The 13,498-nt window shown below is 73.5% G+C and carries 9 protein-coding genes; 6 read left to right on the top strand and 3 right to left on the bottom strand.

The annotated features are described in order from the left end of the window. Positions 1–42: 42 nt before the first annotated feature. On the bottom strand, positions 43–2,271 hold the full coding sequence (locus tag AB0E24_RS27275; RefSeq protein WP_359380827.1) for a molybdopterin oxidoreductase family protein: 2,229 nt from the start codon (positions 2,269–2,271) through the stop codon (positions 43–45). Between the two features lie 347 nt (positions 2,272–2,618). Beyond that, positions 2,619–3,326, bottom strand: a complete 708-nt coding sequence (locus tag AB0E24_RS27270) for a TetR/AcrR family transcriptional regulator (protein WP_359380824.1) — start codon at positions 3,324–3,326, stop codon at positions 2,619–2,621. A 76-nt stretch (positions 3,327–3,402) separates the two neighbouring features. On the opposite strand from AB0E24_RS27270, the gene hmgA reads away from it, so the two are divergent. The 3 genes from hmgA to AB0E24_RS27255 all read left to right on the top strand — a co-directional run bounded on the left by hmgA (position 3,403) and on the right by AB0E24_RS27255 (position 7,836). Beyond that, positions 3,403–4,746 carry a homogentisate 1,2-dioxygenase gene (gene hmgA, locus AB0E24_RS27265; protein ID WP_359380821.1) on the top strand — a complete coding sequence of 448 codons (1,344 nt, stop codon included), beginning with the start codon at positions 3,403–3,405 and terminating at the stop codon, positions 4,744–4,746. Between the two features lie 45 nt (positions 4,747–4,791). After that, positions 4,792–5,541: a GntR family transcriptional regulator gene (locus AB0E24_RS27260; RefSeq protein ID WP_069868908.1), complete on the top strand. Its 750-nt coding sequence runs from the start codon at positions 4,792–4,794 to the stop codon at positions 5,539–5,541. Positions 5,542–6,627: 1,086 nt separating this feature from the next. Next, entirely contained in the window at positions 6,628–7,836 is a 1,209-nt protein-coding gene (locus tag AB0E24_RS27255) for a type ISP restriction/modification enzyme (protein ID WP_359380818.1), read from the top strand. A 273-nt stretch (positions 7,837–8,109) separates the two neighbouring features. Here the strand turns inward: AB0E24_RS27255 and AB0E24_RS27250 are convergent, their stop codons facing one another. Next, a complete protein-coding gene (locus AB0E24_RS27250) occupies positions 8,110–8,373 on the bottom strand; it encodes a hypothetical protein (protein ID WP_069868903.1) in 264 nt (87 codons plus the stop codon). A gap of 222 nt (positions 8,374–8,595) precedes the next feature. Between AB0E24_RS27250 and AB0E24_RS27245 the strand changes: the two genes are divergently transcribed. From AB0E24_RS27245 to AB0E24_RS27235, 3 genes are all read left to right on the top strand, one after another. Then, on the top strand, positions 8,596–10,110 hold the full coding sequence (locus AB0E24_RS27245; protein ID WP_359380815.1) for a DUF4331 domain-containing protein: 1,515 nt from the start codon (positions 8,596–8,598) through the stop codon (positions 10,108–10,110). 190 nt (positions 10,111–10,300) lie between these two features. After that, positions 10,301–11,662, top strand: coding sequence for a tetratricopeptide repeat protein (locus tag AB0E24_RS27240; RefSeq protein WP_359380813.1), 1,362 nt, complete (start codon positions 10,301–10,303; stop codon positions 11,660–11,662). A 242-nt stretch (positions 11,663–11,904) separates the two neighbouring features. Then, positions 11,905–13,497: a HoxN/HupN/NixA family nickel/cobalt transporter gene (locus tag AB0E24_RS27235; protein ID WP_359380810.1), complete on the top strand. Its 1,593-nt coding sequence runs from the start codon at positions 11,905–11,907 to the stop codon at positions 13,495–13,497. Position 13,498: the final 1 nt, after the last annotated feature.

The raw sequence follows: 13,498 nt of genomic DNA, 5'->3' as shown, positions 1-13,498 counted from the left end.
AACAAGGTCTTGACGCGTGAGCAATAAGCGCAAAACCCCAGGTCAGTGCCGTAGTGAGGGTGAGACGTGCACCGGGTGGCCATTGAGCACCGCCGTACCGGAGAGCGGGTCCAGCCGTGAGCCGTCGAAGAGCTGGTTGACATTGACCCCGGGGCGGGCCCCGGCCACCGACAGCCGGACGCCGGGGCGGGTATGGCCCCAGCCGTGCGGCAGGCTCACCACTCCGGCCCGTACCGCGTCGGTCACCTCGACCGGCACCTCCAGCTCCCCGCCGTCGCCCTTGACCCGGGCCAGCCCGCCGTCGTCCAGGCCCAGCCGGGTGGCGTCCTCGGGGTGCACCTGGAGCGTGCAGCGGTTGCTGCCGCCCATCAGGGCCGGGACGTTGTGCATCCAGCTGTTGTTGGAGCGCAGATGGCGGCGGCCGACCAGGAGCAGCCCCGAAGGCCGGTCGGCCAGCGACCGGCGCAGCCGGTCCACATCGGCGGCCAGCGGCTCCGGGCACAGCTCCACCGTGCCGCTGCGGGTCTTCAGCAGCCCGGGGACGCGCGGCCGCAGCGGCCCCAGGTCGATGCCGTGCGGATGGGCGAGCAGCTTCTCCAGGCTCAGCCCGTCGGGGTCGGCGCCGAATCCATCGCCGTACGGGCCCAGCCGCAGCATCATGTCCAGCCGGCGCTCGGGGCCGTCCACCCCAGTCAGCAGTGCGGCCAGCGCACCGGGCTCGCGTCCGTGCACCGGGGACGCCGGATCGGCCACCTCCTTGCCGAGGGTCCCCTGGATCACCATCGCGTCCACCGCCTCCGGGTCCGCGCCGCCCTGCCCGCTCGCGCACAGCACCAGCCGCGCCAGGATGGCGCTCTCGCTGATCCGGTCCGCCTCCAGCGGGATCGCCGGGCGGGAGTAGCGGACCTGGTTGCGCACGGCCAGGCTGTTGAACGCGTAGTCGAAGTGGGGGCTGCGGCTGGGCGGGGGCGGGGGCAGCACCACATGGGCGTGGCGCGAGGTCTCGTTGAGGTACGGATCGACGCTGACCATGAAGTCGAGCCCGGCCAGCGCCCGGTCGAGGCGGTCGCCGTCCGGTGCGGAGAGCACGGGGTTGGCCGCGATCGACAGCACCGCCCGTATCCGCCCCTCGCCCTCGGTCTCGATCTCCTCGGCGAGCGCGACGGTGGGCAGTTCACCCTTGGCCTCGGGGTATCCGCTGACCCTGCTGTGCCAGCGGCCGAGCGCGAACCCCTTGCCGGGCCGTGCCGGGCGCTCCCGCCGCCCGGTCGCGGAGAGCGGGAACATCATGCCGCCCGGCCGGTCCAGCTGGCCGATGAGCACATTGACCACATCGACCAGCCAGCTGGTGAGGGTGCCGAACTCCACGGTGGTGGAGCCGATCCGCCCGTACACCACGCCCTTGGACGCGGCCGCCAGCTCACGGGCCAGGGTGCGGATCTCCTCGGCGGGCACATCGCACGCCCCGGCCACCGCCTCCGGCGGGAAGTCCGCGGCCAGCCGCCGTACCTCCTCCACCCCGCTGATGTGCTCGGCGAGCGGGCCGGGCGCCACCAGGTCCTCGGCGAAGAGCACCTGCACCATGGCGAAGAGCAGCAGCGCGTCGGTGCCGGGCCGGATCGCCACATGGCGGTCGGCCATCGCGGCCGTACGGGTGCGCCGGGGGTCGACCACCACCAGCCGGCCAGCGCGCCGCCGCAGCGCCCGCAGCCGTCCGGGGAAGTCGGGGGCGGTGCACAGACTGCCGTTGGAGTCCAGCGGGTTGGCGCCGAGCATCAGCAGATGGTCCGTACGGTCCAGATCGGGCACCGGAAGCGCGTTGGCGTCGCCGTACAGCAGCCCGCTGGAGACATGCTTGGGCATCTGGTCGAGGGTGCTGGCGCTGAAGACGTTACGGGTGCGCAGCGCGCCCAGCAGCAGCGGCGGATAGAGCCCTCCGGCCACGGTGTGCACATTGGGGTTGCCGAGCACGACCCCCACGGACTGCGGTCCGTGCTCGCGCAGCAGCGGGGCCAGCCCCTCCGCCACGGCGGCGAACGCCTCGTCCCAACTGGCCTCCTCCAGGCGCCCGGCGCGGCGTACGAGGGGGCGGCGCAGCCGGTCGGGGTCGGCGTCGAGCTCCCCGAACGCGGCGCCCTTGGGGCAGATGAAGCCGTTGCTGAAGACGTCCTCGCGATCGCCGCGCGCCCCGGTCACCCTCCCCTCGTCGATGGTGAGGGTCAGCCCGCAAGTGGCCTCGCAGAGCGGGCAGATACGCAGGGCAGTGCTCATCGGTCTCTCCCAGGGACGGCGGCGAGGCGGCGATGCACGCCGGACCCGCTCACCATACCGACTGGTTGGCATGTCGGGGAGGGATCCCGGTGGATCCGGTGGACCCGAGGGACCAGGACCCCGAAGGACCCGGGAGACCCGGGGACCCGGGGTCGGGAGGATCCGGGCTCAGCAGACCCGGAGAATCCGGGGGATCCAAGGGCCGGGAGACTTGGCAGGCCGGGAGCCCGGCGGGCCCAGGGAACTGGCAGACCCGGGGGCCCGGCGGGCCCGGGCAACCGGCAGACCCGGGAGACCCGGGAGACCCTGAGGAACCGGGGGCCCTGGGACACCCGGGGGTTTGTGAATCAGTCCAGGACCCGGGCCAGATAGGCGCGCAGCAGCTCCTTCGTCTCCGCCACGATCGCCGGATCGCCCTCCGGGTCCATCCGGAAGGCCAGCCGCAGCAGCGCGTCCGCCGTCTCGACCGCGAGCAGGAAGGCCACCCGCAGCCGCTCCTCGGCCGCCTTGTCCCGGCCACCCCCGAGCCGGTCGGCGAGCAGTGTCCGCAGCCGGTCGGCCACCAGATGGTTGGGCTGCTCCGGCGGCTCGGTCGCCGGGACCGGATGCCCGAACTCGATGAGCGCGAAGCCGGGCGCCCCGCGCTTCATCGCCAGGTACTCGTCGACGACGACGTCCATCGCCTCCCGCCAGCCGCCGCCCCCGGCCCCTGCGGCGTCCGAAGCGGCCGAGGCGTCCGAGGTGGCCGAGGTGGCCGAGGTGGCCGAGACGCCCGAAGTGGCCAGCCGCCGGGTGATCCGCTCGGCGTACTCGTCCAGATTGCGGTGGGCCAGGGCCTCGGCCATCGCCCGCTTGTTGGAGAAGAACCGGTAGACCGAGCCGATGGGGACACCGGCGCGCTCGGCGACGGCCCGGGTGCTGAGCTCTTCGTAGCTGACCTCGTCGAGCAGCTCGGCGCAGGCGTCGAGGATCCGGCCGAGGCGCTCGGCGCTGCGGCGCTGGACCGGATTGCGGCGTAGGGGCGGTATGGGCACGCCACCATCCTGCCCGATCATTGACGCACCCGGGTTTCGATTCCTATCGTCTAACAAAGGAATAAGCGATGCGGCGGCGGAGCGGTGGGAGCGCGCGATGGGCGACGGGACAGGAATCGAGCAGGCGCGTAAGACGGCCGAAGGGCTGGTCTACGCCTCCGGATTCGGCAATGAGCACAGCAGCGAGGCCATGCCCGGCGCACTGCCCGTGGGCCGCAACTCCCCCCAGCGCGCGCCACTCGGGCTCTACGCGGAGCAGCTGAGCGGCTCCGCCTTCACCGAGCCGCGCGCCGTCAACCGCCGCTCGTGGCTGTACCGCATCCGGCCCTCCGCCGCGCATCCGCCGTTCACCCGGATCGAGGGCGGCGCGCTGCGCGGCGCGCCCTTCACCGAGGCCGTGCCCGACCCCAACCGGCTGCGCTGGGATCCGCTGCCGGAGCCGCCGGAGGGCACCGACTTCCTCACCGGGCTGTGGACGCTGGGCGGCAACGGCGACGCCACCCAGCGCGCGGGCATGGCCATTCACCTCTACGCCGCCAACGCGCCCATGACCGACCGGGTGTTCAGCGACGCGGACGGTGAGCTGCTGATCGTCCCCGAGCGGGGCGGGCTGCTGCTGCGCACCGAGTTCGGGCTGCTGCGCGCCGAGCCGGGGCATGTGGCGCTGATCCCGCGCGGGGTGCGGTTCCGGGTGGAGCCGCTTGAGCCCGTGGTGCGCGGCTATGTGTGCGAGAACTACGGCCGCCCCTTCACCCTTCCCGACCTCGGCCCGATCGGCGCCAACGGGCTGGCGAACCCCCGGGACTTCCTCGCCCCGGTCGCGGCGTACGAAGACGTGGAGGGGGCTCGCCCGGTGAAGGTGGTCAACAAGTTCTGCGGCAATCTGTGGGCCGCCACCTACGACCACTCGCCGCTGGACGTGGTCGCCTGGCACGGCACCCATGTGCCGTACGTGTACGACCTGCGCCGCTTCAATGTGCTCGGCACCATCAGCTACGACCATCCGGACCCGTCCATCTTCACGGTGCTCACCTCGCCCTCCGACACCCCCGGGCTCGCGGGCGTGGACTTCGTGGTCTTCGCGCCGCGCTGGCTGGTCGGGGAGGACACCTTCCGGCCGCCGTACTTCCACCGCAATGTGATGAGCGAGTACATGGGGCTGATCGAGGGCGCGTACGACGCGAAGACCGGCGGCGCGGGGGGCTTCGTACCGGGCGGTGGCTCGCTGCACAACATGATGTCCGCGCACGGCCCGGACCATGAGACGTATCTGCGGGCGAGCTCGGCCGAGCTGGCGCCGCAGAAGCTGGACGACGGGCTGGCCTTCATGTTCGAGACCCGCTGGCCGGTCACGGCCACCCGGCAGGCGCTGGAGGCGGACCACCTCCAGGGGCGCTATGACGACGTATGGCAGGGTCTGGAGCGCCATTTCCGCCCCTGAACGCCGCCGTGCGGCCGCTGCCGTCGACTCATGACCGGAGACCGCGTGACCACCTTCGCCCCCGACTCCCTCGCCCTCAACCGCAAGTTGCCGCTGTGGTACCAGGTCTCGCAGTCGCTGCGGGCCTCCATACTCGGGCGGGCCCCGCACGATCCGCTGCGGCTGCCGACCGAGGACCGGCTCGCCGAGCACTACGGGGTCAGCGTGCTCACCATGCGGCAGGCGCTCAAGGAGCTGGAGACCGAGGGGCTCATCAGCCGCCACCGCCGTCGCGGCACCTTCATCGAGCCGAGCGCGCGGCGCGCCACGCCGGTACGGCTGCTGGGGTCGGTGGACGCGATCGTGGCCCAGCAGTCGGGTGAGCGGACGACGGTGCTCGAGCACGGCCCGGCGGCGGTGCCGGCGGATCTCGCGGAGTACTTCCCCGGTCTGGACGAGGCGACCGCGTACCGCCGGCTGCGCCGCGACGGCCACAGCGGTGAGCCCACCAACTGGGCGGAGAACCTGGTCCGCCCCGAGCTGGCCGACCGTATCGACCTCGCGGACCTCATCCGCTGGCCGATGACGAAGGTGCTGCGGGACGCGGTGGGGGTGCGGATCAGCCGGATCACGGACACGGTGGAGGCCCGCCTCGCCGACCCCGAGACCTCCCGGCTGCTCCAGGTCCCGCTGCTCAGCCCGATCCTGCACTACACCGGGGTGACCTACGACGAGAGCGGCCGCGTGGTGGACGTGGCCCGCATCCACTACCGGGGCGACCGCTTCTCGTTCTCGGTCACGGTCGAGGCCGACTGAGGCTCCGCCGGAAGTGTCGCGAGGTGCGGTCGTTCATCCGCGGCTGCGTCGTGGCCGGTCGCGCCCGCACAGCACGGCGGAGCCGCACATCGACACGGCCCCGCGCCCCTTCGCGGCCACCGGAAGGCGGCGAACGATACCGCTCCGGCAACTCCGCTCCCCCCAGCCCCGTCCAGCGACGGCCGCGGCGCCTGCGGCGAGCCCTTCCCCTCCCCGCCCCTTCCCGAAACTGGGGCTCCACCCCAGACTCCAGGGCCCAGGGACCTGCGGTGGGCCTGGGCCTGGGGTGGGCCCAGGGCCCAGGGGCCAGGGGCCAGGGGCCAGGGGCCAGGGGCCAGGGGCCAGGGGCCAGGGGCCAGGGGCCAGGTGCCAGGTGCCAGGTGCCAAGGGCCAAGGGCCAAGGGCCAGGTGCCAAGGGCCAAGGGCCAGAGGGCTGGGGCCCGTGGCCGGTCGCGCCCGCAGCACGGCGAAGCCGCACATCGACACAGCCCGCGCCCCTTCGCGGCCACCGGAAGGCGGCGGACGATACCGCTCCGGCAACTCCGCTCCCCCCAGCCGCGTCCAGCGGCCCCCGCGACGCCTGCGGCGAGCCACTCCCCTCCCCGCCCCTTCCCGAAACTGGGGCTCCACCCCAGACCCCGGGGCCCAGGGACCTGGGGTGGGCCTGGGCCTGAGGTGGGCCCAGGGGCCAGGGGCCAGAGGGCTAGGGCCAGGGGAAGAGGCCAGGGGCCAGAGGGCTGGGGCTAGGGCCCAGGGGCCAGGGGGCTGGGGCCTGGGGGTCTGGGCCCAAGGGGCCTGGGGCGGAAGCCCCCGAGGGTGGGGCAGCCCCCCGGCCTGGGGCGGAAGCCCCGGGGCCTGAGGCAGAGCCCCCCCGGGCCTAGGGCAGAGCCCCCCCGGGGCCTGGGGCGGAGCCCCTCGGGGGCTGGGGCGGAGTCCCAGTTTCGGGGAGGGGCGGGGAGGGGAAAGATCCCCGCCGGCCCCACGCCCCTCACCCAGCCTCCGCCGTGGCCACGGCGGCCGGAGCCACCGAGCGGCGGCCGGACGACGTCGGGCAGCCCCCTGGAAGGACAAGGCGGCATCGATACCATGCCGGGCGTGGGAGAACGTGAGGCGCCGCCGCTGGGGGACCTGATGCCGTGGGCCGTGGGGCCGCTGCGGCTCGGGCGGGCCTGGGTCATGGGGCCGGACGCGGCCTCGCTCGGGGCGCGCTGGGAGCGGCTGACACGGGCCGGGGACGAGGCCGGGCGGGCCGCGCTGTTCCGCCCGACCCGCGCCCGTACGCTGCACAGCTCCGTACCGCAGCTGCCCGGCCAGGCCACCTCCACCGCCCGGCTGGCGCGCGCGGACGGCCCGTGCCCCGAACCGGTGCGGATCGCGCACGGGCCGTTCGACCAGCAGTGGCTGATACCGGATCACCGGCTGATCGACGCCGCCCGCCCCGAGCTGTGGCGGGTGGCGGACGACCGGCAGATCCATGTCGTCGAGGCCACCGGACCGGACCCGGACCCGGTGCTCACCTTCTCCGCACTGCTGCCGGACGGCCACTCCCCCGCGGGCCGCCCCGGCCGTATCCGTCCGCTCTACCGCCGCCCCGGCGGACAGGAGCCCAATCTCGCCCCCGGGCTGCTGGACCACCTCACCGCGCGGCTCGGCCGCCCGGTGACCGCCGAGGACTTCCTGGCCTGGACCGCCGCCTCGGCGCGCGGCGCCCCGTGCGCCGTGCCCCTGACCGCCGACCCCGAGGTGTGGGAGTCCGGCGTGGAGCTGGGCCGCCGTGCGCTGTGGCTCCATACGCGCGGGGCGCACAGTGGCGAACGCCCGCGTATGCCGGGCGGCAGGCGCCCCTATGTACGTGCCGCGCTTCCGTCGAGCGGGCTGCCGGACTCCCTGGACTACGACCCGGACGAAGAGGCCCTGCTGCTGGGCGAGGGCCGGATCTCGCCGGTGCCACGGGCCGCCTGGGAGTTCCGGGCGGCCGGGGTACGGGTGCTGGAGACCTGGTTCGAGCAGCGCACCGCCCCATATGAGCCGGGCACGCTGGAGGCGATCCGCCCGGCGGACTGGCCGTCCGTCTGGACCTCGGAGCTGCTGGAGCTGATCACCGTGCTGGCGCTGCTCGCCGAGGAGCGCCCGGAGCTACGGGCGCTCGCCGACCGGCTGGCGGACGGCGCGCTGATCGACACGGAGGAGCTGCGGGAGGCGGGGGTGCTGCCGGTGCCCGGGGCGGCCCGGCGCCCGGCGTCCGTACTGGACCACCACGAGGAGGGCCCGGAGGGGCAGTTCGCCCTGCTCTGAGCTCGCATCTCGCTGAAACTCCGAGATACGAGCGAAGACTCTGAAAACGCAAGCGGAAACTCTGAAAACGCGAGCGGCGCGCCCGCCTCCGGACGCGCCCGTCCCGTCACCGGCCACGGCCGCGCGGTGGGGGCGCGGCCGTATCCGGCCTCTCGTCGGCATCCCACGGCAGCAGCGTGGGGTGGATCACAGCACGGACTCACCGGCTGGAGCGAACCGGATGACCCCGTGCCTGCCCGGGATGACGACGAAGACGCCTACGGGCCGGCTGGATCAGCCGTGATTGCCGAACAGCGAACGGCGCAGCCGACGCAGCGGCGCGAACAGCGACACCCGCGCACCCCGGCTGTTCTTCGCGCGCGTGTGATCGCGCGCGATCAGCTCCTGCATCAGCACCGCAGCACTCTCCGCCTCCCGCTGGGGGACGGCAGGGCCGCCCATCACCGCGAGATGGCGCTCGAGGCGCGCGCTTGACGCACCGCTTCCGCAGTTGATCGCAGGCACTCGTGGCCTGCTCCGTACCGTTATCTGCTCCATGACACTCCCCACCCGTACGAGGGCACCCGCCCCGGGCAGAGTAACCCTACCTCCCCGAGCCGTCACCCACGCATCCCAGGTTCCGGATTCACCACCACGTCAAGGGTGTTGACGATACCTATCACGCGCAAACAAATTCCCGGACCGACCAATCCATCCGCTCACCAGGCCCGAATAGCCGCTTGAAGGACTGCTCCAACAAGCGTGCGAAGGACCTACAGGATGACCGCAATCACCAAGAGCCTGGCCGCGCTGGTCAGCTGTGCACTGGCCGCCGGCGGGCTCACCGCCGCCGGTGTGGCCGTACTCCAGCCGGGGGCGGCGCAGGCTTCGAGCCACCGTGAGGCGCCGCTGATCTCCGGTCAGCCGCAGTACGACGCCACGGATGTCTACGCGTTCGTCAGCCCGGACAAGCCGGATACGACCACCATGGTCGTCAATGTGCTGCCGTTCCAGGACCCGGCGGGCGGCCCCAACTTCTACAAGTTCGCCCATGACGCCCGCTATGACCTGCACGTCGATAACGACGGCGACGGCCAGGGCGATCTGCTGTTCCGGTGGACCTTCAAGGACCACGTCAAGAACGGCGACACGTTCCTCTACAACACCGGCCCGGTCAACTCGATCGAGGACGCGACCCTCAACTTCACCCAGACATACGACCTCGAGGTCATCAAGCTGAGGCAGCAGAAGGCCGTCGCGCGCGCGACGCTCGGCCACGATCTGCCGGTCGCCCCGTCGAACGTCGGCAAGGCGTCCATGCCCGACTACCAGAAGCTCCGCGACCAGGCGGTGCGGAAGATCGGCTACAGCGGGGGCTCGACCGCCTTCGCCGGCCAGTCCGACGACCCCTTCTTCCTCGATCTGCGCGTCTTCGACCTGCTGTACGGCGGCGACATGTCCGAGGTCGGCAATGACACCCTCAAGGGCTACAACGTCCAGTCGATGGCGCTCCAGGTGCCGACGTCGGCGCTGGCCGAGTCCAAGGACCAGCCGGTGATCGGCGTATGGGCCACCACCCACCGCCAGACCGCCGACGGCGACTGGACACAGGTCTCCCGGCTCGGCAGCCCGCTGGTCAACGAGGTGGTCATCCCGCGCAAGGACAAGGACAAGTTCAACGCCTCCGCGCCGTGGGACGACGGGCAGTTCCTGAAGTTCGTCCAGGACCCCGAACTGCCCAAGCTGGTCGAGCAGATCTACAAGATCAAGGCGCCCGACGCCCCGCGCGACGACCTGGTGCAGGCGTTCCTCACCGGTGTGCCCAAGCTCAACCAGCCGCCCGACGTCCGCCCCGCCGAGATGCTGCGCCTGAACACCTCCATCCCGCCCGCGGGCAGCCCCAAGCGGCTGGGCGTCCTGGACGGTGACAACGCGGGCTTCCCCAACGGGCGCAGGCTCTCCGACGACGTTCTGGACATCGCGCTCCAGGCCATGGAGGGCGAACTGCTCGGCAAGAAGAACGACCTGGGCGACGCGGTGGACGAGAACGACCAGAAGTTCGGCGGCTCCTTCCCCTATCTGGCGCCGCCCAGCTCCGGCTCGGACGCCAAGGCCGTCCAGAAGAGCGCCGGGCAGTCGCTGCTGAACGGCGGCTCGGGCATCGATTCCTCCTCCGACGACAACATGCTGCTGGCCGGGTCCGCGGCGGCCGGCGGCGGGGCCGTGCTGCTGCTGGGCCTCGGATTCCTGTGGCTGCGGTCGCGCCGGCGGGCTCCCCGTCCGCGCCGGCACTGAACCACGGGTGCCATCGGGCCCGTACCACCGGGCGCGGCCCCCGCCGACACCCGTGCGGCGGCCGCGCCCACGTTCCTCCTCTTCCGTCCGGCCCTCATCCCCTCCTGTCAGCCCATCCCCTCCTCAGCCCATCCCCTCCGTTCGCCCGCCCCGCCGCGCGTTCGTGCTCATGCGAAAGGCAGCTGTCACCATGGCTCTTCGGCCATTCCTCCCCCATACGGCCCGCACCGCGGCCGTGGTGGTCGCGCTCGCGGCGGGGCTGACCGCCGCCTCGGTCGTGATCGACGCCTCGGACGGATCGGGCGGGTCCGGCGGCGGCCAGGACACCGCCCGCGCGGTGCGCCCGGCCGCCGCGCGGTACGAGCAGCTCAGCGGCGACGGCCTCGCCCGGCAGATCGACGCGATGCAGACCCGTCTGCGCGCCGAGCCGAAGGACGCGGAGAGCTGGGCCGGGCTGGGCTCGGCCTATGTGGAGCAGGCCAGGACCAGCGGCGACCCCACCCGCTATCCGCAGGCGGACAAGGCGTTCGCCCGGTCCCTGTCCCTCCAGCCGCGCGACAACGACGTGGCGCTCGCCGGGCGCGCCTCGCTCGCCGCCGCCCGCCATGACTTCCACGGTGCGCTGCGCGACGCCGACAAGGCCCTGAAGGTGAACTCCTACTGCCAGGGCGCGCTGGCCGTCCGGGTGGACGCCCTCGTGGAGCTGGGCCGCTACCGGGACGCGTACACGGCCGCCGAGAAGGCCGACTCCCTGCGCCCCGGCATCCCCGTCTTCACCCGCCTCGCCTACGTACTCGAACTGCGCGGCGACCCGGCCGGGGCGCGCCGGGTGCTGCTGCGCGCGCGGGACTCCGCGACCTCGCCAAGCGATATCGCCTACGTCTCGACGGCGCTCGGCCAACTGGCCTGGAACCAGGGCGAGTACGACGCGGCAGGGCGGGCGTACGCCACCGCGTTGCGCGCCGTGCCCGGCTATCTCCCGGCGGTGGAGGGCCGCGGCCGCACCTCGGTCGCGGACGGCCGCCAGAAGGCGGGGATCCGCGATCTGGAGGCGGTCGTACGGCGCTATCCGCTGCCCGCGGAGCTCGCGGCGCTGGGCGAGGCGTACGAGGCGCGGGGCGACCGGGTCATGGCCCGCCGACAGTACTCCGTGGTGGACACCTGGATCGCGCTCGCACGGGCCAACGGGGTGGCGACCGACCTGGACAGCGCGCTGGTCGCGGCCGACCACGGCGATGCGAAGGAGGCGCTGAAGGCGGCCCGCGCCGAGTGGGACCGACGGCGGACGGTGCACACCGCCGACGCGCTGGCCTGGGCGCTGCACCGCAACGGCGAGGACGAGAAGGCGCTGGAGTACGCCGAGCGCGCGGCCGAGCCGGGCTACCGCAACGCGGCGTTCCTCTACCACCGGGGCGTCATCGAGAAGTCCCTCGGCGACGGCCGGTCGGCGCGCCGCCATCTGAAGGCCGCGCTCGACCTGAACCCGGGGTTCTCGCCGACGGGGGCGCGGGCGGCGAAGGCGGCGCTGAAGGGGCTGGGGGGTGCCCGATGACTCTCCCCCACCCCGCCCCTCCCCGAACCGGGCCCCAGCCCCCGGCCACCTACCCGGGGCTCCGCCCCCAAGCCCCCGCCGACGAAACCCCGAGCACGACCCCGCGGCAGCGCATCCGTTGGCGGCTGACAAACCGTCCTCGAACCGAGGACGAGGCCCCTGCCACCCGCCCGAAGCCCCGCTGGCCAAGCGTCGGCGGAGCGCGGAGCACGCCCCCGAAGCAGCGCGGGCGTTGGCGGGTGATGGCTGCCGGAGTGCTGGTGGGGGGTGTCGCGCTGGTGGTGTTGTCCGCCGGGAGTGCCGAGGCGCATCCGCTCGGCAATTTCACCGTCAACCGTTACGACGGGCTGGTGGTCACCCCCGGCACGCTGCGGATCGACCATGTCGAGGACCTCGCCGAGATCCCCTCCGCCCAGGCGAAACCGGAGATCGACCGCGACGGCGACGACGCGCTGTCCGGGCGGGAGTTGGGCGCATGGGCGGCGCGGCGGTGCGCGGACGCGGCGGAGGGGGCGCGGCTGACGGTCGACGGGCGCGAGGTGCCGGTGCGCGACGGGCGCGCCCTGGCCCGTCAGCGCCCCGGCCAGGCCGGGCTGCCGACGCTGCGGGTGGAGTGCCGGCTGACGGCCGCCCTGGGGCACGGCGAACGGGCGGCGGTCGGGTATCGCCCCCGGGACATCGGTACGGGCCCCGGCTGGCGGGAAGTGACCGCGCAGGGCGACCGTATGACGCTCACCGACTCCGATGTCCCCAGGGCGTCCGCCTCCCACCGGCTGACCCGCTACCCGTCGGGGCAGCTCTCCTCGCCGCCCGATCAGCGGTCGGCCACGCTGAACGTCACGGCGGGCGGCCCCGCGCTCGCCGCCGCGGCGGAGGCGGAATCCGGCCGGGAAGGCGCGGTGGGCTCATCGGTGCTGCCGCGCGGTGTGGACCGGTGGACGCAGGCGCTGACCTCCATGGTGGCGCGCCATGACATCACCTTCGGCTTCGCCCTCACCGCCTTCGCCACGGCTGTGATGTTGGGCGCGATGCACGCCCTGGCCCCCGGCCACGGCAAGACGATGATGGCGGCGGCAGCCGCGGCGGGCGGGCGCGGCGCGCTGCGCGATGTGCTGGCGCTGGGCGCGTCGGTGACGGTGACGCACACCCTGGGGGTGTTCGCGCTGGGGCTGCTGGTCACGGCGGGTTCGGCGGCCGCCCCTTCGGTGATCTCGTGGCTGGGCATCGCGAGCGGTGCGCTGGTGGCGGTGGCCGGGGCGGGGCTGCTCCGCAAGGCGCTGCGCCACCGTCGGCACGTACAGGCCCATCACCACGGCCACGACCATGCGCACGGGCATAACCATGAGCACGGCCACGGCCACGAGCACACGTACGGCCACGACCGCCCACACGACCATGCGCACCCCCACCCCCACCCGCACAGCCACGCCCATACAGTCACCCATGACCACGGCGACGGCCACGCGCATACCCACGAGGTGCGCCCCACCCTGCGCGGCACGCTGCTGCTCGGCTTCGCCGGGGGCATGGTCCCCAGCCCGTCGGCCGTCATCGTGCTCGTCGGCGCGGCCGCGCTGGGGCAGGCGTGGTTCGGCTTCGTGCTGGTGGTGGCGTACGGGCTCGGGCTGGCGCTGACGCTCACGCTGGCCGGGTTCGCCGCGGTGCGCCTGGGGGCGCGGGCCACGGAGCGGCTGGCGGCGCGCAAGGGGCCCGGGGGCCGGATCGACCGGCTGCTGGGGGCGGTGCGCCGCGCCTCGCCCGTGGGAACCGCCGCCGTCGTACTCGCGCTGGGGTGTGGATTGGTGTTGAGGGGGGCGGCAACCACGCTCGGCTGAG

It is taken from the genome of Streptomyces malaysiensis subsp. malaysiensis (assembly GCF_040653035.1).
Lineage (GTDB): Bacteria > Actinomycetota > Actinomycetes > Streptomycetales > Streptomycetaceae > Streptomyces > Streptomyces malaysiensis.
Note: the sequence above shows the minus strand (reverse complement) of the source record. Positions and strands in the feature narration are given on the sequence as shown.